Annotated in this window: 20 protein-coding genes and 2 tRNA genes; 10 read left to right on the top strand and 12 right to left on the bottom strand. The window is 53.1% G+C overall.

Features of this window, described 5'->3' with window-relative positions:
• Positions 1-67: 67 nt before the first annotated feature.
• From ACTU44_RS02630 to ACTU44_RS02615, 4 genes are all read left to right on the top strand, one after another.
• Complete coding sequence (locus ACTU44_RS02630; RefSeq protein WP_462096589.1) at positions 68-787, top strand: sugar transferase; 720 nt, start codon at positions 68-70, stop codon at positions 785-787.
• Positions 788-855: 68 nt separating this feature from the next.
• The gene (locus ACTU44_RS02625) at positions 856-2,052 is read left to right on the top strand and encodes an outer membrane beta-barrel protein (protein ID WP_462097428.1); all 1,197 of its coding nucleotides are present in this window, start codon (positions 856-858) and stop codon (positions 2,050-2,052) included.
• Positions 2,053-2,607 (top strand): polysaccharide biosynthesis/export family protein, encoded by a 555-nt coding sequence (locus ACTU44_RS02620; protein WP_462096588.1) that lies wholly within the window; start codon positions 2,053-2,055, stop codon positions 2,605-2,607.
• A 228-nt stretch (positions 2,608-2,835) separates the two neighbouring features.
• A complete protein-coding gene (locus ACTU44_RS02615) occupies positions 2,836-4,503 on the top strand; it encodes a thiamine pyrophosphate-binding protein (protein WP_462096587.1) in 1,668 nt (555 codons plus the stop codon).
• A 35-nt stretch (positions 4,504-4,538) separates the two neighbouring features.
• Here ACTU44_RS02615 and ACTU44_RS02610 read toward each other — a convergent pair whose 3' ends face one another.
• The 10 genes from ACTU44_RS02610 to ACTU44_RS02565 all read right to left on the bottom strand — a co-directional run bounded on the left by ACTU44_RS02610 (position 4,539) and on the right by ACTU44_RS02565 (position 13,043).
• Positions 4,539-5,186 (bottom strand): 5'-methylthioadenosine/S-adenosylhomocysteine nucleosidase, encoded by a 648-nt coding sequence (locus ACTU44_RS02610; RefSeq protein WP_462096586.1) that lies wholly within the window; start codon positions 5,184-5,186, stop codon positions 4,539-4,541.
• 40 nt (positions 5,187-5,226) lie between these two features.
• Complete coding sequence (locus tag ACTU44_RS02605; protein ID WP_462096585.1) at positions 5,227-5,724, bottom strand: TIR domain-containing protein; 498 nt, start codon at positions 5,722-5,724, stop codon at positions 5,227-5,229.
• A gap of 27 nt (positions 5,725-5,751) precedes the next feature.
• Entirely contained in the window at positions 5,752-7,173 is a 1,422-nt protein-coding gene (locus ACTU44_RS02600; RefSeq protein WP_462097427.1) for an SIR2 family protein, read from the bottom strand.
• Positions 7,174-7,183: 10 nt separating this feature from the next.
• Positions 7,184-7,555, bottom strand: a complete 372-nt coding sequence (locus tag ACTU44_RS02595) for a TIR domain-containing protein (protein ID WP_462096584.1) — start codon at positions 7,553-7,555, stop codon at positions 7,184-7,186.
• 526 nt (positions 7,556-8,081) lie between these two features.
• Positions 8,082-8,158 (bottom strand) — tRNA-Arg (locus ACTU44_RS02590).
• Between the two features lie 105 nt (positions 8,159-8,263).
• Entirely contained in the window at positions 8,264-8,740 is a 477-nt protein-coding gene (locus ACTU44_RS02585; RefSeq protein WP_462096583.1) for a hypothetical protein, read from the bottom strand.
• A 134-nt stretch (positions 8,741-8,874) separates the two neighbouring features.
• Positions 8,875-8,951: transfer RNA gene (locus ACTU44_RS02580), tRNA-Arg, on the bottom strand.
• Between the two features lie 151 nt (positions 8,952-9,102).
• The gene (locus tag ACTU44_RS02575; RefSeq protein ID WP_336079824.1) at positions 9,103-10,839 is read right to left on the bottom strand and encodes an adenylate/guanylate cyclase domain-containing protein; all 1,737 of its coding nucleotides are present in this window, start codon (positions 10,837-10,839) and stop codon (positions 9,103-9,105) included.
• Between the two features lie 131 nt (positions 10,840-10,970).
• Positions 10,971-11,939: an alpha/beta hydrolase gene (locus ACTU44_RS02570; protein WP_462096582.1), complete on the bottom strand. Its 969-nt coding sequence runs from the start codon at positions 11,937-11,939 to the stop codon at positions 10,971-10,973.
• A 141-nt stretch (positions 11,940-12,080) separates the two neighbouring features.
• Complete coding sequence (locus tag ACTU44_RS02565) at positions 12,081-13,043, bottom strand: ABC transporter ATP-binding protein (protein ID WP_462096581.1); 963 nt, start codon at positions 13,041-13,043, stop codon at positions 12,081-12,083.
• Between the two features lie 195 nt (positions 13,044-13,238).
• Between ACTU44_RS02565 and ACTU44_RS02560 the strand changes: the two genes are divergently transcribed.
• From ACTU44_RS02560 to ACTU44_RS02540, 5 genes are all read left to right on the top strand, one after another.
• Complete coding sequence (locus ACTU44_RS02560) at positions 13,239-13,418, top strand: zinc-finger domain-containing protein (RefSeq protein ID WP_101247009.1); 180 nt, start codon at positions 13,239-13,241, stop codon at positions 13,416-13,418.
• Positions 13,419-13,558: 140 nt separating this feature from the next.
• Entirely contained in the window at positions 13,559-14,782 is a 1,224-nt protein-coding gene (trpB, locus tag ACTU44_RS02555) for a tryptophan synthase subunit beta (protein ID WP_462096580.1), read from the top strand.
• Entirely contained in the window at positions 14,779-15,627 is an 849-nt protein-coding gene (trpA, locus tag ACTU44_RS02550) for a tryptophan synthase subunit alpha (RefSeq protein WP_336079818.1), read from the top strand. Before trpB ends, trpA begins: the two co-directional genes overlap by 4 nt.
• Positions 15,628-15,681: 54 nt before the next feature.
• Positions 15,682-16,608: an acetyl-CoA carboxylase, carboxyltransferase subunit beta gene (accD, locus tag ACTU44_RS02545; RefSeq protein WP_114096476.1), complete on the top strand. Its 927-nt coding sequence runs from the start codon at positions 15,682-15,684 to the stop codon at positions 16,606-16,608.
• A 1-nt stretch (position 16,609) separates the two neighbouring features.
• Entirely contained in the window at positions 16,610-17,899 is a 1,290-nt protein-coding gene (locus tag ACTU44_RS02540; RefSeq protein ID WP_462096579.1) for a bifunctional folylpolyglutamate synthase/dihydrofolate synthase, read from the top strand.
• On the opposite strand, the gene ACTU44_RS02535 is transcribed toward ACTU44_RS02540, so the two are convergent.
• Positions 17,900-18,466, bottom strand: a complete 567-nt coding sequence (locus ACTU44_RS02535) for an alpha/beta fold hydrolase (RefSeq protein ID WP_462096578.1) — start codon at positions 18,464-18,466, stop codon at positions 17,900-17,902. It lies immediately after the preceding gene.
• 97 nt (positions 18,467-18,563) lie between these two features.
• Positions 18,564-19,331: an MFS transporter gene (locus ACTU44_RS02530; protein ID WP_462096577.1), complete on the bottom strand. Its 768-nt coding sequence runs from the start codon at positions 19,329-19,331 to the stop codon at positions 18,564-18,566.
• A 301-nt stretch (positions 19,332-19,632) separates the two neighbouring features.
• Between ACTU44_RS02530 and polA the strand changes: the two genes are divergently transcribed.
• Entirely contained in the window at positions 19,633-22,452 is a 2,820-nt protein-coding gene (gene polA / locus ACTU44_RS02525) for a DNA polymerase I (RefSeq protein ID WP_462096576.1), read from the top strand.
• Positions 22,453-22,518 lie beyond the last annotated feature (66 nt).

Genomic DNA, 22,518 nt, shown 5'->3' with positions numbered 1-22,518 from the left:
TGCCCCAGACTCATCTACCCTGAGTTATATTGCTTGAGGAAACCATACAGGTGTGGGGGCATCACGGTTGGTCAGGGACAGATACAAAGCTGATGATATATCGGTTTGTCCCCGCCCGAATTCCAACTGTCATTCCGTTCTGAAACGCGCTTTCGATATCATCGTTGCAACGGTTGCCCTTCTGGCTTTGGCACCTGTCATGATCATGATTGCTGCTGCCCTGCGCATGCTTGGCTTTAACCGCCCGATCTTTACCCAGCATCGGGTTGGCAGGAATGCGACGATCTTTACGATCTACAAGTTCCGCACCCTGCGTGATCAGACCTGTCGTCCGGTTTCCCCCATCATCACAAAATCGGCCGATCTTTTGACCACCAGACTGCGCATCAGCGGGCTTGATGAATTGCCGCAACTTTTCAATGTTCTGCGTGGCGAGATGTCACTGGTCGGCCCGCGTCCGCACAGCCTTGCCGATCACGCATTGTTTTCGTCCACCCTGCCCGGTTACGAAAGCCGCCTGATTGCAAAACCCGGCATCACCGGCTGGGCGCAAATTAACGGATGGCGCGGTCCTGTGAACGACCATCAACAGTTACGCGCCCGGATTGCCCATGATCTTGATTATATTTCCCGCCAGTCTTCTCGGCTTGATGGCACCATTTTGCTGGCAACTGCCCTGTTGCCATTTCAGAACCGTGCGATCCCCAATGATCCCGCCCATGAAGGCACATCCGACCAATCGCCTGATCTGCAACATGACTTGCAACATGACCGGCGGTTTGCCTGATGCCACACTGCGCCAACACAGACTTCAGACCTTGCCGTTTGGCATTTATGGTGATCTGCGTGGGCGCCATGTTCTGGGGCAGCCCGCCAGTACAGGCGCAATCAACAGACAGCACCGCAAACCGTCACACAGTCCCCGAAGATCAGCGCCACATCCGGCTCGGCCGCTTCGTTCTGACACCGGAAATCACCAGCCGTGCGCAATATGACGACAATATCTTTCTGACCGAATCCAACCGGCAATCCGATGTGATCACCACCCTTGCCCCAAGACTGGCACTTAGCGGTGACTGGCCGTTTTTTCAGATGCATCTCGCCATGGGTGGGGAACTTGGCTTTTTTGCCAGATCTGATGACGACAATTATCAGGATGCAGACCTTAAGGCTGCCGGAAGCCTTGATCTTGGCACGTCATCGCTTGACGGGGCGATTGACTGGCAACGTCGTCATGACCCGCGCGGCAGCAACGATGTCTCAACCGCCGCACGGGAACCGGTGATCTATCGCGATGTGCGTGCCCATATCGGCGGACACTATGTCACCAGGGGCTGGCGATATGAGTCGCGCCTGTCCCTCCGGCGGGTTGAATTTGATGACAGCACGGCAATCAACGGAACCCTGATTCGCAATGATGATCGCAATCGCCTTGAAACCCGTGAAACCATCCGTGCGCTTTTGCCTCTTGATCTTGGGCGCGAAGCCTATGGCGAGATGACGCTTAATCAACGGCAATATGACAGAACACCCGATGATAGCGGCCTTAATCGTGACTCGGCCGGATTTCAAATGCTTGGCGGTATGCGGTTTGATCTGACCGACCTGATCAGGGCCGATCTGGCCGCAGGCTGGATGAGCCAAAGCTATGTCGATCCGTCCTTTGGCAATATCAACGACTATACATTGCGCGCTGATATCGACTGGTCAGTGACACGTCTGAGCCACCTGACCCTGAATGCTGCCCGAACCGTTCGGGAAACCACGGTCACCGGTGCCAGTGGTATTCTGGCCTTTGATTTCGGGATCGGGATATCCCATGAACTGCGCCGCAATCTTCAGATCGGGTTGAATGCCACCTATAGCGATGAAGATTTTCAGCAAGTCACCCGTCAGGACCGCATCGCGACATTCGGCCTGAATGCGGATTATCACCTCAACCGTTTTGCCAGAATCAGCGGTGCAATTGATCACGATATCCGCCAATCCAATAGCAGCGGCGAAGATTACCGCCGTTTGCAAAGCCTGATCAGCCTGAAGTTGGAGATGTAAATGTCGACCAGCCTCAACCGCGCCATCACATCAATCATCATCATGCTGACCATCCTTTCGGGGATGTTCGCGATGACGGCTCATGCAATTGCACAGACCCTCTATGCCCTTGATAGTGGCGATACACTGCGGATCACGGTGTTCGGGGAGCCCGATCTTTCGGGTGACTTCACAATTGATGCGCAAGGACGGTTGAACCTGGCACTGATCGGGCCGGTTGTTGTCCGTGGTCAGACCGCCGATCAAACGCGCGCCCTTATTCACGATGCCTATCAGGACGGATATTTGCGCCATCCCGATGTTACGGTCGAAGTCATTGCCTTTCGCCCGTTCTTCATCGTCGGCGAGGTCAATCAACCCGGATCATATGATTATGTGCCGGGCATGAATGTTCTTAATGCCATCGCCATCGGGGGTGGCATGACCTATCGCGGGGATGAAGACAATATCGAAATCCTGCGCGGCAATGATACGACACGCGTTTCGATCCCGGCCAATCTGGCGACCATCGTCATGCCCGGCGATATTGTGCGCATCGCCGAACGGTATTTCTGAAAATACTGCTATTTTCCAATTATACAGAAGATCATACTGCTTGGGTCGCAGTAAATCCGTCACTTTTTAGAATGAATAAACAATACGTCGAATTTTATGACTGTTTGTCAACTTGGCATCTTTACCTTGGCCCCGAATTCATGATGAAATCGAATTTGCGCATCCACCGCGCCAAAAATGAATAACGCAAATCACGTATTTTGCCCCACCATACGGAGTTCTTCAGACATGTCCGGGAAAACAGAAATGCGCCACGGCGGTCGTATTCTGGTTGATCAATTGGCCCTGCACGGCGCGGAACGCGTCTTTCTGGTGCCAGGTGAAAGCTATCTTGCCGTCCTTGATGGTCTGGTTGACCATCCCGCGATTGATCCGATCATTTGCCGTCAGGAAGGCGGTGCCGCCATCATGGCCGAAGCCTATGGCAAACTGACCGGAAAGCCCGGTATCTGCATGGTCACGCGCGGCCCCGGTGCCACAAATGCATCGGCTGGCGTGCATGTCGCCCATCAGGACAGCACACCGATGATCCTTCTGGTCGGGCAGATCGGGCGCGACATGGTGGATCGCGAAGCATTTCAGGAAGTCGACTATCGCAAGATGTTCGAACCGCTCGCCAAATGGGTCGGGCAGATTGATGACATCAACCGCATCCCGGAATATATCAGCCACGCCTATCACATCGCGACATCGGGTCGCCCCGGCCCGGTGGTGCTGGCCCTTCCCGAAGATATGCTGTCATCCAGCACCGAAGTTGCAGATGCCAAACCCTATGTCCCGATCGAGGCGAAAACAGCCCCCGAGGATGTGGCTCGTTTCCGCGATGCATTGTCCAAGGCCAAACAGCCGATCATGATCGTTGGCGGTGGCGGCTGGACCCGCGAAGCGACGGAAAACCTTAAATCGTTTGCACTTCGAAACAATGTTGCCATCGCGACATCCTTCCGCTGTCAGGACTATATCCCCAACACGCACAGCCACTTTGTCGGCGATGTCGGCATCGGGATCAATCCCAGGCTTGCCGAGTTCATCCGTGACAGTGATCTGGTGATTTTGGTCGGCTCGCGCATGGGGGAAATGACCAGCAGCGGCTATAGCCTGCTTGATATCCCCTGCCCGAAACAGAAGCTGGTTCATGTCTATGCCGGGCCAGATGAACTGGGCCGGGTCTATCGCCCGGATGTCGCGATCAACGCGTCACAGCGATCCTTCCTGCGTGCCATTGCGATGATGGAGCCGGTTGATGGTTCTGCCCGTGACGAGATGATTGAAACTGCCCATGCGGCCTATGTCGCCTTTTCCACCCCGCTTGATACGCCGGGCGATGTCAAAATGGCCCATGTGATTGCGGAATTGCGCGACAAACTGCCCGACAATGCCATTGTCACCAACGGGGCAGGAAATTATGCCGCCTTCCTGCATCGTTTCTTCCGTTACCGGGAATATCGCACCGAACTGGCCCCGACTTCGGGCTCGATGGGCTATGGCCTTCCGGCATCGGTGTCGGCCAAGCTTGCCCATCCGGATCGCCCGGTGGTCTGCCTTGCCGGTGACGGATGCTTTTTGATGCATGGGCAGGAATTCGCCACCGCCGTTCAATATGGCGCAAATATCATCACCATCGTCGTCAATAACGGCATGTTTGGCACCATCCGCATGCATCAGGAACGCAACTATCCCGGTCGCGTGTCGGGCACCGAACTTCATAACCCCGATTTTGCGGCCTATGCAGTTGCCTTTGGCGGGCACGGCGAAACCGTCACGCGGACCGAGGATTTCGGCCCGGCCTTTGATCGCGCGGTTGCCAGTGGCAAACCTGCAATCATCGAAGTCCAGGTCGACCCACAGGCCTTAACCCCGATCAAGACCCTTGATCAGATACGGGCAGGCAGTTGAGTCGCGTAACCGAGTTCTGAGGATTTTGGGCGGGATCAGCGTTTGGAAATGCTGATCTCGCCGCTTTCAAGGCCAGCTTTCAGCGCATCAACGGCAACGGCAAGCTTTTCATCAATCACATGCAGATAGGCCGTCCAGTCCGAAAGCTTCTTAAGCTCTTCCTTGCCATCTGAAATGCCACGAAGCCCGATCAGCGGCACATCAAATTTGTGGCAGGCCCGCAGAATGGCAAAGCTTTCCATATCGACCATATCGGCATCAATTACGTCATAGGCCGCACCCGACACCACATTGGCCCCGGTCGATAAACGGGCTTCGGGTATCCCCGGAATGCGCAAATCCATGGCGATCTCGGCCGGAAAATCGACAAACGGCGTACAGCCCTTTTCAAAGCCCAGAACTGACGCATCCATGTCGCGATAGGAAACGGAAATCGCCTGATAAACCTCGGCCTGCTCCAAGGTCCGCGACCCGGCAGAACCCAATGTCACAACAAGATCAGGCAAATCATCGGAAAGCTTTAACTCGGTCAGTGCCGCTGTCAGATTGATCGCAGCCTCCACCGGACCAACCCCGATCATCAAAGGCGTAAAACGCGACTTAAGGTGTTCCCCATATTCCGCCGGTGCCGCCATGGCAAACAGCACGTTGTGACCAGAGAGGTTGTGAACGTATCCGAGCATTTGTTCTATCTTTAATACAAAATGCACAAAAGCAATAAGATCATTGCTTACTGCGAATCCTTATTGCTTCCTCAACTGCAGCACTAAGATTGTCTGCAATCCATGCATATTTTTCCTTACTAGTATTGCCACTAGGATTATAACATTTCACAATTGAGGATAATTTTTTCCCGGAAGTTCCCACAGGGATGAAGTCGAATGGATTTGCACCTTTTCGTGACGTATCCCCGTCTAAGCTCTTAATTCCGTGTATATGTATCCCAACTACACCCATTCCCTTGTTCCAAGACTTCACGATTTCATAGTTTATCCATTTTCGATTAGCAGTTTCGCTACCAACTAGGACTATGGTACAGCTTCGCCCCGATAACTGCCCATTTATCCAACGTTCAATAGCAGCATTCCCGCCTTTCTTCACTGTTTCCCAGTCATTGTCAGAAGCAGATTTATTACTTTCGATACTGCCAATGTTACGAATCTGAGCTGCACGTGTAGAGTCCGGCAAATAATGGAAACTGTAGAAACACTTCCTCAGCACTTTACATTCCTCCTAGCCTCAAAACTGTCACGCAAGTGATTTCAGCATCCTCACTAAACTTGCGAGTAAAGCATCATCGCCCTTCGATTTATCACCTAAAATCTCGAACTCACTCTTGAGATCATCAGTCGCGTTGGGAAAGAAATCCTCGAAATTTTCCTTTACACGATTCCAGAGTTTTTCAGCAACATAACCTGTCGCCCCTACAGGAATAATTGTATGAGCCTTTTCCCGAGCAATTTGAAACTCTCTCTCAACACCAACAGCCTCAACCACTGTGCCGTTTTCACATTTATTGCCAAAAACAAAAATTGAAATACCTGCGTAACTTGTCATGTCCTGACGGTACGCTTCCCACAGCTGGGCGACATCTTCACCTTGCGGAAAAGGGCGCATAACAATCTGGTCATGCAGCACAGCATTCTGTTTCATGTAAATTTGATCTAATGCACCGGCAACTACAAAATTACCAACACCGAGCCCCATGCCAGTTACCACCTTAAAGCCGGACTCAACTAGTTTTCTCCCAATATCACAAAGAAATTGTTCTGCTCGACTGGTCTCCCAAACACCGTATTCACTCGCTGAACCAGAAATAAAGACCGTACGTCGTCGATAGGATTTTTCTACCTCTGATAAAACTTCGGTAACGTCCGAATAATCATCAATTTCCAAGGCATGGATATTGTAATTTAGTAAATCCGCAACGATCAAATCGTGTCGACGTTTACGGTATTCAAAGTCTTCATCACTTTCACCACGTAACTTGTCGACTGACTTTAAAAAACAGTAGTGTTTTCGTTGGTTGTTTGCAAATGTCGTACGTATTCGGCTCAATACATACTCAAGATTCGGATCACTAAAACTAAACCCAATAAAAATAAATGTTTTATCTACTAAATCACCGCTTAACGCCGTAATAAAAGGCTGAAAATTAATGTGGTAAGATTCGTAATCATTTCTAGTAAGTATTACTTGATGAGGTAAAGAAATATCACCGTGCATCTTATAAACTACTGCATTACGATTCGGCCTTGTCTGAGCCAAATGTTCTACAGTGAATTTTACATCAGGTAGTCGAGTGGATTGCTCTAGTGCGGTTTCAATTAGCTTATCATAGTTGGTAGTCCAAAAAGTCCCAATAGGTAATCTTGCCAAAATTTCATGGTTCTCAGTTATCTTTGCCTGCTTGCTAAATTCTTCGATAACTGTTTGTGTAAGTTCATATCGGTTATTTTTATTTTCATTCAAGTGAAACTGAGCCAAAGTAACTAAATCATCTTCTCGATCAACACTGAGCTTTATTCCTTCAGCAATCGGACGCAAAAGCTCTTTCCAATTCACGAAGCCAGCAGGCAAAGACAACCCTGCCCCTGCAAATACAGCCGCAGTACCATTTTCGATTTCTTTTACAAATGAACGCTTAAATATCTCTAGGTGTTTCTTCATAACCACCAAATTAACTTAACAATTTCTTCAAGTTATCCCATGTCCAATTATACATTTTTCCTGCATTACTTACACTCGGACATTTCTTATCTGAATAACCCTTAATTTGCACAATTTTTATATCTTCTTCTCGGGCCATATCAACTTCAGAAAGAACCCCGGGAGCCTTATGTGTTTCCGTTCCCACCATTACCAAAACAATATCGCTACGCTTTATGCGAGCCCGCGCCTTCTTCTTCCAAGTGTCCTCCTCTTGCTCTTCCTTAAGCGACCAATCGGAAATACTAAAAGGACTATCGGGGAGTTTCGATTGACCAACCACACTGTCCTTAAGAAACTTATCGTTGTCGAAATCAAAACTCACAAAAACACGCTTGGTCATAACTTTGTTCCTCGCAAGGTTACGGTCTGCCAAATTACAGACCAAAGCACCAACCAAGACCCCACCAAAACCAGGGACAATTAGATGCCCTATTATCCCGCCTACTGCTGTTCTTAACGTCCGCGTCCAATCAACTTTCTCACGATGGGCCGAGCAAAAACGCTCTCCATTTTCTGCCAAGTTGTGACACTGCCGTCCCGAATTTATTTTCGCGATACACTGCACTCAAAAGTAGTCCAAAATGAAAACATTTTCTATTTAATCATCATTAAAGTTAATTTGTCCATTAACAAATTCTTATTTATATATTTTTTAGTGAAAACAAATGTTTATTAGAATTTTGGATTCTAAAGAAACATCCAGATAGCAAAACAGCCATACACTCTGATCACCTCAAAAAGGTCTCACACATTTTCAACTCGCCTCTTTCACAATTGAACAAAACAATAGCATTTTTCCCTTTCGATCAAGACAACCAAAAGGCAAGCTCATCGCTTGGATTACAGTTTGAATTTCGGGAGAAAATTGGCGCACCCGATAGGATTCAAACCCGTGGCCTTTACCTTCGGAAGGCAACGCTCTATCCAGCTGAGCTACGGGTGCGCAATATAGGGCGCCACGACTGGATCAAGTGGCCCGAGCGGTTTGGGTGATATTGGTTTTCGCAGTTCCAAATCTGATGGCTAGAGTGAAATCGACCCCGGCACCTCAGGCCTCTGCAGAACGCCCCGGCACAAGAAGTTTGCCAAGAAACCCAACACCGAGAATCAATGCCAGTCCGTCAAAGAACGCCATACTGGTTACACCAATCCCGGCTAGGAAGGTGCCCTCCAGAAGTGGCTCGAAGCATTGATCATTAATTTCCATGATCAGGCCGATAATCAGCAGATATGCCCCGTAGCGCTCAGAAAGCTCGTTGAGGTCATGCTGCTTCTCGGCAATCTCTGAACCAAAGGCCCGTTTTGCCAGCATTTCGCGCATTTCAAGGAATACCCCGAACGCGACCAGAATGACGGCAACGTCTTCTTCCAACGTCACATCCGCATTAAAAATGCCCGCTTCAAACGCAGCGGACAGAGTTGCGAAATGCGCCCAGCCGGTTATGACAACCATCGCCATGACAACAAGCGTCCAGACCGCCAGTGAAACCGGATGAATGGTAAGAAGGAAGAAAAGTTTCTTCATGACTGCGCCCCCAAACAGCAAAACTCCCCGCGTGAGCAAACCCGGCACAGGGTAATTCATCGCGGTGATTCCTGTTTGATGGAAACCGCTCGATAAAGCAACATTTTGAATTGTGGGGGTATTTGTCAGGAAGTTGGCGCACCCGACAGGATTCGAACCTGTGGCCTTTGCCTTCGGAGGGCAACGCTCTATCCAGCTGAGCTACGGGTGCGCAATATAAGGGGCCACGACTGGATCAAGTGGCCCGAGTGCGATGGGTGATACAGGTTTTGGCCCGAACGGGCAAGGGTTTTTGAACCCTGTCCGATCAAGTCAGTATCACCGTATCGGGTTAAGGTAACCTTGCCGCCAGAACAGCGCAATCAGCTTTCAACATCACGCCGGTCATAGGGGTCGCGCACGATCCAGGTACCGTTCCATTCACGGTCCTGTTCGCGGCGTTGCAGGCGTTCCATCCGGTTCATCATCAGCTGGGCGGCAAAGTCGCTGTCATCAAATTCCAGAACCGCCTCGTAAAGCGGTTTGGCCTGGTCAAACGCCCCTTCGCGGTAATGGGTCATCGCGGTTTCATATTTGGACCGCCAGTCGCGCCGTTCGTCGGAAAGCTGACCGCCAGGGGCAAGAACCTCGTAGAGGTAAACCACATGTTCCGTGCCCAGAAGCACCACGTGATCAAGATCGCGCATTTCAATCTCGCCCGCGGCCATATTGGCGGTTTCATGGGATGCCAGAATGCGTGTGCCATAAACCCGGTTGGCCTTTTCCAGACGGTTGGCATAGTTCACACAATCGCCAACCACCGTATAGGCCCGTGATTTATCCGTACCGATCGATCCCACAACCACCTCGCCGGTCGCAATCCCGATCCGGATATCAAGACCATGATCACCAATCAGATCGGCATATTTGGTCTTGAGCGCGTTAAAGCGCGCAACCTGTTCAAGGGCGGCCTGACAGGCATGACGGGCATGGGCATTCTCCCCGCAAAACGGCGGGCCCCAAAAACCGATCACCCGGTCACCGACAAAATTGTCGATGATGCCGCTATGGTTTGAAATCGGTTCGGTCATTGCGGTCAGATAGTCATTCAGGAAATCGACCAGTTTTTCTGGCGGCGTATGTTCGGCCAGCCAGTCAAACCCGGTCAGATTGACAACACTGACGGTCATTACACGCTTTTCGGAGTTTTCAAGCGCGGTTTCCTGATTGATCAGATTGTTGATCACCTTGGGATCAACATATTTGCCAAACCGTTCGCGCATCCGGAACCGCACCCGCAATTCGCGCGACATGCGGTTAAAGGCATCGGCAAGACGGGCGAAATCCCCCTTGCCCTTGAAATCAAGGCTGGTGTCGAGCTTGCCCGACTGAATATCGTTAAGCGCATTGGTGGTTTTGCGGACCGCCACCACCACCGCATGAGCCATATAATAGGCCAGCGACACACCGATAATCACCGCGCCCAGCATCATGATGAATTCGGCCTGAATCAGGAAATCCTCGCTGCGCGAAACACTTTCGACCGTATCAGCGGCATATTTTTCAAGGCGCAAGATCTCGTTGCGCAGATCAAGGACGATATTGCGATGAAGGCCACGGACGATATTTTCCTGCCGCTGGGCATCCATAAGGTCGCCATCCCCCACCCGGCTGAGCAACCGTTCCATACCCAGTGAAAACTGCGCGGAAACATCGGCGAACTCACGCATCCGCACATCAAGATCAAGCAAGACCCCGTTTTCAAAATGGCTTGATGCCTGCGCCCGGCCAAGGGCAGCAAAGGTAAAGGTCTTGCGGAAGGCCTGCTCGATCTGGGCTTGCTTGGCCGCAATCTCGATCTCGATACCATTGAGAAGCGGCGCATGCGGTCCGTCATTTTCGACCACGCGCATATAGCGATCCAGAAGCGAAATCTGTTCAAGCTGACGGACGCGAACATCGGAAAGCGCATCCTTGACCGGTGTGACATAGCGCGACACCGCTTCAAGATCGCCATTAATGCCAAGGGACTGGATCACCGAGAAACCGGTCGCCACAAAAAGCCACACGACAAAAAAGGCCGCGACACCCAGGAACTTTGCCCGAATGGTCCTTAGCATGCCGGTCCTGATCCTCCGAAAATCCGTTTATTGCTGGCATATCGGGGTTCCAACGCGTTTAGACAACCCGCGAAATGCCCCGCAACCGATTAAAAATGCTACCTGATCACCGATCAACGGTCAAAAAGCAATCATGATTGCGTGCAGGAATAATTTTCTGCGGAAGTGCGTGCAACCCAGCGGCGGATATCCCCGATCACCACCGGCCCGTTCAGATCACGCAGCAACATGTGATATCCCGCATCATACAGGCAACGGTGATAGGACACCAATTGTGTCTGGGATAAATCACGATCAAGGGCCGCGACCGCGTCAGGCGGAATGACCTGATCCTGCTTGCCTGACAGCAACAGGGTCGGAACCCTGATGTCGCGTGCCCGCCTGCGCGCCAGATCCATCAGGTCGGCAATACCGGCAATCAGATCAACCCGAACCGCAGACATCATATGGGGATCGCGCGACAAACGGCGAAGCATCTCGATATTGTCAGACGGCCAGATATCAAGCCCCCTCCCGGTCAGGGGTAACCAGGGCAGGCTGTGCGAAATGATGGCAAGCGGGGCGGTCTGATACCATGGCATCATGTCACGGTTCCAGACTGCGGGCGCCACAAGGATCAAACCATCCATCAGATGCCCGCGACTGGCCGCGGTCACAATGGCAACCGCACCGCCCATCGAATTCCCCAGAAGATAGATCGGTGTTTGCGGATATTTTGCCCGCAAAAGCCCCAGGGCATCGCTGGCATCATTGACCATGGTACTGATCCCCGCCCAGAACGGACGCGACGGACTGCGCCCGAAACCGCGCTGGTCAAAGGCATAAACCGCAATCCCCGCCGGGCCGATGACATCGCCCAGTTCCATAAAGGCATTGGCGTAATCCCCCATCCCGTGCAGGGCAAGGATCACCGCATCGGGATGTTCGACATCACCCCAATGTTGCAGGGCAAGCCCGGTACCGTCACTGGTGCGAAAAACATCTGGCCCCAGCGCAGTCGTCGCAACCGGCGGACCCGCAGGTTTGATGGTCGGCGCACAGGCCGTCAATCCCGTCATCAAAAGACAGACCGCACAGAAGCGCCAAAGCGATCGGATCATCAAGGGGAACACCAACAAAACAAACGGGAAAAGCCGATTTCAAAAATCTGTTCCGACAGTTAAGGCCAAAATGAAAAACCCCGCAAGAAATTGCGGGGTTTTGTCAAAATCATGCCAGCAAGGACAGGCGGCTGATGCTAATCACGCAGCCTGTCCGGCGCGGAGCTTGTCATTATCGCGGGTCAGCATCAGGAAGATGTCTTCAAGATCGCCTTCCTCGGTTGACAGATCCTTGATCGCAAGACCGCTGCCCTGAACGGCCTGAAGGATTTCGGCCATCTGGGTGTTGCTCGGGCGATAGTGAAGGGCGATCTGGTTTTCCGACTTTAGTTCTCCCCCCCACGGGGCAAAGACATCGGGCACGGCATTAAGCTCGTTATTCACCGTCAGAACCAGCGTCTTGTGATCAATCCGGCGCAGCAGGGTGCGCTTGTCTTCATGGGCAATGACATTGCCCTTGTTGATGATCGCGATTTCATCACAAAGTTCTTCGGCTTCTTCAAGGTAATGGGTGGTCAGAATGATCGTCACACCGGCTTCGTTAAGCTTTTTGACATAGGCCCAAAGCTGCTGGCGCAGTTCGATATCAACACCGGCGGTCGGTTCATCAAGAACCAGAACCGGCGGGGTATGAACCATTGCCTTGCCGACCAGAAGGCGGCGACGCATCCCGCCCGAAAGCGATCTTGCGTGCGAGTCCGCCTTGTCAGACAGGCCAAGAGCGGCCAGAATCTCGTCCGTGCGGCGTTCCGGTTTGGGCACGCCATAAAGACCTGCCTGCAATTCCATCACCTGACGCGGGGTGAAAAATGCATCAAGGTTCAGTTCCTGGGGCACGATCCCGATGGCACAGCGTGCGGCACGCATCTGGGCTTCGATATCATAGCCCCAGATTTTTGCCGTCCCGCTGGTCTTGGTGACAAGACCGGCCAGAATGTTGATAAAGGTAGATTTTCCGGCCCCGTTCGGCCCCAGAAGGGCGAAAAACGAGCCACGGGGAATTTTCAGCGAAACATTATCAAGGGCCAGTTTTTTACCATTTGACCCCTTGTAGATCTTGGTCAAGCCTTCGACTTCGATGGCATAGTCGGGCATTGCTGTCATAAGTCAGTGATCTCCACTCTTTTCCGCGTCGTCTGTTTGCGCTAAGACGATGGGGCGCCAAGCGTATGCGGAAGTATTGATTGAATATGCCCAATCGGTATCATTCCCGGGAAACCGGGGTCAATGCAAAGCACAGCACGCGGCCAATCCCGATGGTCACACAAGCCTGAAACAGGCAAACTTGGAACTGGATATATGAAGATCACCGAAGAAATCAAAGTCGGCACCCTGAATGTTGCCTGCGACGGCGGTAAAGGTCACCTCGGCCACCCGACGGTTTACCTCAATCTCGAGGACAAGGGCGAGGTGGTCTGCCCGTACTGCTCAAAAAAATATATCTTCGACAAATCCCAGGCTGATCACGCAGCACATTGATCTGCCGCACTCGTTTACGAGTACAAGCATTGCGCGGGGGCCTTTGCGCCCCTATCTGACGCAAGCTCTGCGGATTAATCATCTGTCGTCTGCCTTTGCTGCTGTGAATGCTTTCACGGCCAATTCCACGGGGAACTTCCATGACGTCTTCATCGCCTACGCTCAACAGCTACCGCGCTCTGCCGGATCCGGACGGACATTTTGGCAATTTTGGCGGCCGTTTTGTCGCCGAAACCCTGATGCCGCTGATCCTTGAGCTCGAACAGGCTTACAAAGACGCCAAAAGCGACCCTGCCTTCAAAAAGGAGATGGATTACTATCTCCGTCATTATGTTGGCCGTGCGAACCCGCTTTATTTCGCCGAACGCCTGACCGACGAACTCGGCGGTGCAAAGATCTATTTCAAGCGCGAGGACCTCAACCATACCGGCGCGCACAAGATCAATAACTGCATCGGCCAGATCCTTTTGGCCAAGCGCATGGGCAAAACCCGCATCATCGCCGAAACCGGCGCCGGTCAGCATGGTGTTGCCACCGCGACCGTTTGCGCACGCTTTGGCCTGCCCTGCACGGTTTACATGGGTTCCAAGGATATCGAACGCCAGTCGCCCAACGTCTTCCGCATGCGTTTGCTCGGTGCTGAAGTCAAACCGGTTGTCTCGGGTTCCTGTTCGCTGAAAGACGCGATGAACGAAGCCCTTCGCGACTGGGTGACCAATGTCGAAGATACCTTCTACATCATCGGAACAGCGGCCGGTCCGCATCCCTATCCGGAGCTGGTACGTGATTTCCAGTCGGTGATTGGCAACGAAGCCAAGGAACAGATCCTTGAAGCCGAAGGCCGCCTGCCCGATCAGGTCATTGCAGCCGTTGGTGGCGGATCAAACGCCATTGGCCTGTTCCACCCGTTCCTTGATGACAAGGATGTCGAAGTGGTTGGCGTCGAAGCCGCCGGTCACGGCATTCATACCGGCAAACATGCCGCCAGCCTGTCGGCCGGCAAGCCGGGCGTTCTGCATGGCAACCGCACCTATCTTCTGATGGATGACGATGGCCAGATCAAGGAAGCCGACTCGATTTCGGCCGGTCTTGATTATCCGGGCATCGGCCCGGAACACAGCTGGCTCAAGGATATCGGGCGTGCCCGTTACGAGCCGATTGGCGACAAGGAAGCCCTTGCGGCCTTCAAACTGTGTTCGGAACTTGAAGGCATCATTCCGGCACTGGAATGCAGCCATGCCATCGCGCAGGTGATGAAAGAAGCACCGAAAATGGGCAAGGACAAAATCATCCTCATGTGTCTGAGTGGCCGGGGTGACAAGGACATCTTTACCGTGGCCGAAGCACTGGGAGTTAAATTGTGAGCGACGCTATCATCGGCGGCAAGGACCGCATCGCCAACCGTTTTGCCAAGCTCAAGGAAGAAGGCCGCGCAGGTCTTGTGACCTTTATCACCGCAGGTGATCCGGACCCGGAAGCATCGTTTGAAATCCTCAAAGCCCTGCCCGAAGCAGGTGCGGACATCATCGAACTGGGCATGCCCTTTACCGATCCGATGGCCGATGGCCCCGCCATCCAGGAAGCATCAAACCGTGCGCTGGCCGCAGGCATGCATATGCGCAAGACCCTGTCTTTGGTTCGCGGTTTCCGTGATCAGGATCATGAAACGCCGATCATTCTGATGGGCTATTACAACCCGATCTATATCTATGGGGTTGCCGAATTCCTTGAAGATGCACGCAATGCCGGTGTTGATGGCCTGATCGTTGTTGATCTGCCGCCCGAAGAAGATGCCGAACTCTGTGTCCCGACCGTCGAAAAGGGACTTTCGTTCATTCGCCTGACCACCCCGACCTCTGATGACAAGCGTCTTCCGAAACTTGTTCAGAATACGTCGGGCTTTGTTTACTATGTCTCGGTTGCCGGCGTCACCGGTGCCGGATCGGCCAGCAATGATCAGATTATCGAAGCGATGGCACGTCTGCGCCGTCATACCGATCTTCCGATTGCGGTCGGCTTTGGCATCAAGACGGCAGAGCAGGCCGCCGATGTTGCCAAACAGGCCGATGCCGCCGTGGTCGGATCGGCAATCGTATCAAAAATTGCCGAAAGTCTTGACGAAAACGGCAAGGCCACCGATAAGACCGCCTCTATGGTTACTGGCCTTGTGCGCGAGCTTGCAAACGGGGTCAGAAACGCGCGCAAATGAGCGCGGCGTTTGTAAAAGAACCGATATAGACAGAACCAAGGATCAGTATCCGATATGTCGTGGCTGACTGAATTCGTCCGTCCAAAGATTCAGAAACTCGTTCGTCGTCCAGATGTGCCAGAGAACCTTTGGCACAAATGCAAATCGTGCGAACAGATGATCTTTCACCGTGATCTGGCAAAGAACAATCATGTTTGCCAGCATTGCGGACATCACATGCGGATTTCCGCCAAGGACCGTCTTGAGCTCCTGTTTGATGGTGGCAAATACCAGACCATCGAACTGCCGAATGTTCCGGTCGATCCGCTGAAATTCCGCGATCAGAAAAAATACACCGAACGCCTCAAAGCCGCACAGGCCAAAGCAACCTACAAGGATGCGCTGGCGGTGGCCCATGGCGAGGTCGGTGGTCATCCGACCGTCATTGCCGTTTTCGACTTCTCCTTCATGGGCGGGTCGATGGGCATCGCGGTTGGCGAAGGCATTGTTGCCGCGGCCGAACTGGCAACGGTTCAGGATGCGGCACTGATCATCGTTCCGGCATCGGGCGGTGCCCGTATGCAGGAAGGCATTCTCAGCCTGATGCAGATGGCGCGTACCACGGCCGCGATCGAAAAGGTCAAGGAAAAGGGCCTGCCCTATTTCGTGCTCCTGACCGATCCGACCACCGGTGGCGTTTCGGCATCCTTTGCGATGCTGGGCGATATCCAGATTGCCGAACCGGGCGCACAGATCGGCTTTGCCGGTCGCCGCGTGATCGAAAGCACCATCCGCGAAAAGCTGCCCGATGATTTCCAGACTGCCGAATATCTTCTGGAACACGGCATGGTTGATATGGTTGTCCCGCGTAATGAACTCAACGCGACCTTTGGCCGTCTGATCGACATGATCCGCCGCACCAAACCGGGTGCAAGTATCGTTCCGATCAAGGATGCCAAAGGCAAGGCTTCCAAATCCAAGACCCCGAGTGCGGATAAGTAACTTGGCCCGAAGCGACGCAATTCTTGCTCGCCTTGGCAAGCTGCACCCGAAAGTCATTGATCTTTCGCTAGGGCGGATTACCCGGCTTCTTGAAAAGCTGGGTAATCCGCATCTTTCGTTGCCGCCGGTAATCCATCTGGCGGGCACCAACGGCAAGGGCTCCACCCAGGCATATCTGCGCGCCATCTATGAGGCCGCCGGACTACGGGTACATTGTTCGACATCCCCGCATCTTGTGCGGTTTCATGAACGCATCACCCTTGCCGGTGAAATGATTTCGGAAGACGCCCTTTGCGACCTGCTTGAAGAAGTCGAGACGGTCAATAACGGCGAATCCATCACATTTTTCGAAATCACACAGGCCGCAGCCTTTCTTGCCTTTGCGCGGGTTCCGGCCGATGTGCTCATCCTTGAAACCGGGCTGGGCGGGCGTGTTGATGCATCGAACGTGATTGATAAACCGGCGGCCACCGTGATCACCCCGATCTCGCTTGATCATCAGGGCTTCCTTGGCGACACCATCGCCAAGATCGCCTTTGAAAAGGCCGGGATCATGAAACCGGGCGTGATCAGCATTCTTGCCCCGCAGATGCTTGAAGCCTTTAACACGCTTGTCACCCGTGCCAACGCGATCAATGCCCCGGTATTTTGCGACTTTGAAGTTTCAGAGGAACGCGCAGACGGCTTTACCATGCGCATTGGCACCACTCACATTGATCTGCCGCTTCCGGCTCTTCCCGGGCGGCATCAGTTTGTGAATGCGGCCACCGCCATCGCGACCGTCCGCCGGGCCAAAATTCCCGGCTGTGATGGCCGGAATGTCGATATCCTTGCCACGGGCCTTAAAAACGCCAGATGGCCTGCACGGCTTCAAAAACTGACCTCAGGGCCGCTTTTTGATCTTCTGCCCGATGGCTGTGAGCTTATTCTCGATGGTGGCCACAATATTGCTGCTGCCGGGGTGATTTCCGACTGGCTGTCGCGGCAGGAAGATGGCGATACGGTCGTCATGATGGGCATGCTTGATAACCGCGATGCCACGGCGTTCCTTGAACCGCTTGCGGACCAGATTACCGCCCTTGCCGGTGTTCCGATCCCCGGCGAACATCAGGCACATCTGCCCGTAACCCTGCGCGATGCGGCAATGTCATGCGGGATCAAATCCGCCTATGCCTGTGATGATTTCAAGGATGCGGTGTCCGCCTTGCTCACCGCCTGCCCCCGGCCGAAACGGGTTCTGATCCTTGGATCGCTATATCTGGCCGGTTTGATTCTGGAAAATCATTCCTGATTAGGAATATATAAGAATTTTCTTAATCAATCTGTCAATATCACCGTCCAACATCAAGTGACCAGCCGATTCAAGGATGATTGCATCCGCCGATGGCAGATGGTCGAGATAGGCCTGAAAATGCTCAAAACCGACGCTGCGGTCATCCCGGCTGTGACAGAAATGTATTAATTTACAGTCTTCTAAAGTACGAACTTCATCTTCTGTCAAAGTGAATTCGTCTATTTCCCAGTCTGTTAGCCACCAAAATGGTGATGCCACAATAAAAACGGCCGACAGGCTCTTGTTTTCACGCCAGATATCAGGGTTCCGCGCCAGATATTGCAAGATCACCGACCCGCCCAACGAATGTCCGACCAGAACAGCACCTTTGCTCCCCTTTGAAACCACCTGATCAACCCCCGAAAGCCAGGCGTCAATGCCGGGAAGTTCCGGATCGGGCATATCGGGGGCAATCAGATCAAATTTGGTCCCTAGCCGGGATGTCAGGCGTTCAATCAGTCTGCTACTGCCATTGTCACCGCCTTGCGGCCCGGCACTATGAATGAAAATCAGATCGCGGCGCATCACGCTATCCTCGCCTTGTTCCGGTTCAAAGGGGGATGGATTTAGATGGTCTTGCCAGACAGTCTGGTCAAATGGTCTGGTAAATTGTTCTGGCCGACTAGATATCGGGCAGTTGGACCTTGCCGCCGCGTGATCCGCCATCACCACCGCCGCCATCCGTCCGGCGAAGGCGCAGGTTTCCGGCCTTGTGAACGCGGCGACGATCATCCTTCACCGGCGGCGGAAGACCATTGCGATCCCCCGATCCCGTAGTGTCCGATGAATTGGCAAGACCGCCATATTTGGCGCTATCGCGCTTGACCTTCTGGCCTGTGACCCAGGTATAGCCAAGGACATAAAGCAGAAATCCGCCGACCCCGATGGTCAGCGTCAGGAATTGCAGGACCGGAATGAAACTGCCAAATACCTGCCCGCCGCCATAAATCATGAAGATGCAAAGGGCAGCAACCGGTGCCAGGGCCAAAAAGAAGATGCCGCGCACCTTGTGGCGGATCGGCCCGTAATGCATCAGCATCGCATAAAACAGATACATCAGGGCGACAAACACCACGAGTTTGATCAGCAAGATGAAGTGATCAAAATTGGCAAGCCGTTGATTGCGTTCGTAAATCCCGAAAACCGTGAACAGGCCATGGACGATCAGACCGAAACTGCCAAAGGTCAGAATAAAGCGCAGCCAGACACTGGCGCGAAAAAAGCTGCGCCATCCTGTGTCACTCGGGTTATTGCCACGGCGACCTGATTTGCTTTTTTTGCCTTTCCGGCTGGCAAGCTTCATGTCTTCTGAAAGCTCGCGCGCCGGACCCGCAGTTTCCACGCCAATGCCCTTGGGGCTGAATATCGGCTTCTCTGTTTTCCGGGCCACGCACCCGTTCTCCCATGTCCCTTGGGATTAACTTATTTGCTACCATAGCAATCCCGAACAAAAGTGATAAGCACAAACAGACAACCTGAAATAAATCTTCGGGAATCCGCGTGTTACCTTATATATTTCGGGTCCGGAACATTATCAAATTCCGCAAACAATCATCATACAAATATGCTGACAAAAACTGTCAGCAGGTCGGGTCTTTTTGGGGCATCAGGTCAGGCTATACTCGACTTGGCTGTCCGGATCGGGCATTCTGCGGACCATCATTTTCCCTCAAGACAAGAGCACGAAACGCATGACTGATTCTGCCCCGTCCAACACCAATACCTCTGCCGGCTCCCCACCGCGCCGCGTCGTACTGGTTGACGGTTCCGGCTTTATTTTCCGCGCTTTCCATGCCCTGCCGCCGATGACCAGCCCCGATGGCACCCCGGTCAATGCGGTTTACGGCTTTTGCACCATGCTGATGAAGCTGCGCGAAGATACCAAGCCCGACCATATGGCAGTCATTTTTGACACCAAGGGCAAGTCATTCCGCAATGATTTCTATCCGGATTACAAGGCACACCGTCCGCCGCCCCCCGAAGAACTGGTTCCCCAATTTGGTCTGATCCGCGATGCGACGCGCGCCTTTAACCTGCCGTCAATCGAGCTCGAAGGATATGAGGCCGACGATCTGATCGCCACCTATGCCCGTCAGGCCGAAGCACAGGGTTCTGACGTGATTATCGTGTCTTCGGACAAGGACCTCATGCAGCTTGTCACCGACCGGGTGCAAATGTTTGATGCGATGAAGAATCGCACCATCGGCGCTGCTGAAGTGATGGAAAAATTCGGCTGTGCACCGGACAAGGTCATTGATATTCAGGCCCTTGCTGGCGATTCCGTCGATAACGTGCCGGGTGTCCCGGGGATTGGCGTTAAAACCGCCGCCCAACTTATTGATGAATATGGTGATCTTGATTCTCTACTGGAACGCGCAGGCGAAATCAAACAGCCCAAGCGCCGCGAAAAGCTGATCGAGAATGCCGAACTGGCCCGTATTTCACGTGATCTTGTCACCCTTAAAACCGATGTACCGGTGGTTGAGGACCTTGATGATTTCGATCTCAGGGAACCAGATCCCGAAGTTCTTTTAAGCTTCATTGCAAGTCACGGCTTTAAATCATTGCTTTCTAAAGTAAAAGCCAAGTTTGGCGGCGATGTTGAATTTGACAGCCCGACCCAGCCCGGCATTGGTGTCAATGATATCAAGGTCGAAAAGGCCGAATATGAACTGGTGCAGGATGAAGAACGTCTAAAGCACTGGATTTCAAGGGCCGAATATCTTGGCATCGTGGCGGTTGATACCGAAACCACGTCCCTTGATGCCCATCAGGCAAAACTGGTCGGCGTGTCGCTTTCGACCGAGCCGGGCAATGGTTGCTATATCCCGCTTGGCCATGTCAGCGGCGAAGCCCAGGGCGGCTTTGACTTTGGCGACAATCCGTCTGAGAACAAGGGCGCACCCAAGCAGATCAGGCTTGAACGCGCGATCGAGCTTCTCAAACCGCTTCTTGAAGATCCGGGTGTGCTCAAGGTCGGTCAGAACCTGAAATACGATATGATAGTTCTGGCCCGTCACGGCATCAATGTCGCACCGATGGATGACACCATGGTGCTGTCCTATGTGCTGGACGGCACCAGCCACGGGCATGGCATGGATGAACTGGCCGAACTGCATCTTGATTACAAGCCGATCAAGTTTTCAGACGTTTGCGGATCGGGCAAAACCCAGATCACCTTTGATCAGGTCCCGCTCGACAAGGCGCTGGATTACGCCGCCGAGGATGCCGACATTACGCTCCGCCTGCATCGCTTGCTCAAACCGCGGATCGCACAGGAACATATGGCCAAGGTCTATGAGACGCTTGACCGTCCGTTGGTGCCGGTTCTGGCCAAAATGGAAAGCCTTGGCGTCAAGGTCGATGCCGAAATCCTCAAAAACCTGTCCGAGGACTTTGCCAAACGCATGGCAAGCCTTGAGGTGACCATTCATGAACTGGCTGGCGAGCCGTTCAATCTTGGCAGCCCCAAGCAGCTTGGCGAAATCCTGTTTGACAAAATGAGCCTTCCGGGCGGCAAAAAGACCAAAACCGGCGCATGGCAAACCGGTGCCGACGTGCTGGAGGGACTGGCAGCCCTTGGTCATGATCTTCCGGCCAGGCTTTTGGAATGGCGTCAGCTTTCCAAGCTAAAAAGCACCTATACCGACGCCCTGGCCCATCATATCAATCCGAAAACCGGGCGCGTTCACACCAGTTACGGTCAGACCAACGTCAATACCGGGCGTTTGTCATCCAACGATCCGAACCTGCAAAACATCCCGATCCGCAGCGAAGAAGGCCGGAAAATCCGCACCGCCTTTATCGCCGAGCCGGGGCACAAGCTTATTTCTGCCGACTATTCGCAGATCGAGCTGCGCCTTCTTGCCCATGTTGCCGAGATCGAAGCGCTTCGCGAAGCCTTCAAGAATGGCGAGGATATCCACGCGGCAACTGCGTCCAAGGTCTTTGACGTGCCGATAGAAGGCATGGACCCGATGGTCCGCCGCAAGGCAAAGGCGATCAACTTTGGCATCATTTACGGCATCTCGGCCTTTGGTCTGGCCAATCAGCTTGGTATTCCGCAAAAAGAAGCCAAGGCCTTTATCGATGCCTATTTCGAGATTTATCCCGGCATCCGCACCTATATGGACGAGGCCAAGGCATTCGCCACCAAACACGGCTTTGTCCGTACATTGTTTGGTCGCCATATCCATATCAGCGGCATCAATGACAAGAACGGCATGCGCCGAAGCTTTGGCGAACGCGCTGCCATCAATGCCCCGATCCAGGGCGGGGCTGCCGATATCATCAAACGCGCCATGATCGCGGTTCCCGGCGCACTTGTCGATGCCGGGCTCAAGACCCGCATGCTGTTGCAAGTCCACGATGAATTGATCTTTGAAGCCCCGGAAGACGAGGCCGAAAAAGCCATCAGGGTCATCCGTGACGTCATGGAAAATGCCGCCCACCTGTCGGTTCCGCTGATTGCTGATGCCGGCATTGGCGACAGCTGGGCCGATGCGCATTAATCTGTCCACACACAGATCAGAACCCAAACAAAAAGGCCGGGCAATATGCCCGGCCTTTTTTAGATG

Source organism: Thalassospira sp. SM2505, assembly GCF_054901115.1.
Note: the sequence above shows the minus strand (reverse complement) of the source record. Positions and strands in the feature narration are given on the sequence as shown.

Coding starts and splice junctions, on each gene's coding strand:
- ACTU44_RS02535 (WP_462096578.1), bottom strand. CDS start 18,466: ATGCGCCGCGATCTGATTTTCATTCATAGTGCCGGGCCGCAAGGCGGT.
- ACTU44_RS02560 (WP_101247009.1), top strand. CDS start 13,239: ATGAAGATCACCGAAGAAATCAAAGTCGGCACCCTGAATGTTGCCTGC.
- accD (WP_114096476.1), top strand. CDS start 15,682: ATGTCGTGGCTGACTGAATTCGTCCGTCCAAAGATTCAGAAACTCGTT.
- ACTU44_RS02610 (WP_462096586.1), bottom strand. CDS start 5,186: ATGCTCGGATACGTTCACAACCTCTCTGGTCACAACGTGCTGTTTGCC.
- polA (WP_462096576.1), top strand. CDS start 19,633: ATGACTGATTCTGCCCCGTCCAACACCAATACCTCTGCCGGCTCCCCA.
- ACTU44_RS02620 (WP_462096588.1), top strand. CDS start 2,053: ATGTCGACCAGCCTCAACCGCGCCATCACATCAATCATCATCATGCTG.
- ACTU44_RS02570 (WP_462096582.1), bottom strand. CDS start 11,939: ATGATCCGATCGCTTTGGCGCTTCTGTGCGGTCTGTCTTTTGATGACG.
- ACTU44_RS02625 (WP_462097428.1), top strand. CDS start 856: ATGTTCTGGGGCAGCCCGCCAGTACAGGCGCAATCAACAGACAGCACC.
- ACTU44_RS02600 (WP_462097427.1), bottom strand. CDS start 7,173: ATGAAGAAACACCTAGAGATATTTAAGCGTTCATTTGTAAAAGAAATC.
- ACTU44_RS02585 (WP_462096583.1), bottom strand. CDS start 8,740: ATGAAGAAACTTTTCTTCCTTCTTACCATTCATCCGGTTTCACTGGCG.
- trpB (WP_462096580.1), top strand. CDS start 13,559: ATGACGTCTTCATCGCCTACGCTCAACAGCTACCGCGCTCTGCCGGAT.
- ACTU44_RS02575 (WP_336079824.1), bottom strand. CDS start 10,839: ATGCTAAGGACCATTCGGGCAAAGTTCCTGGGTGTCGCGGCCTTTTTT.
- ACTU44_RS02565 (WP_462096581.1), bottom strand. CDS start 13,043: ATGACAGCAATGCCCGACTATGCCATCGAAGTCGAAGGCTTGACCAAG.
- ACTU44_RS02615 (WP_462096587.1), top strand. CDS start 2,836: ATGTCCGGGAAAACAGAAATGCGCCACGGCGGTCGTATTCTGGTTGAT.
- ACTU44_RS02595 (WP_462096584.1), bottom strand. CDS start 7,555: ATGACCAAGCGTGTTTTTGTGAGTTTTGATTTCGACAACGATAAGTTT.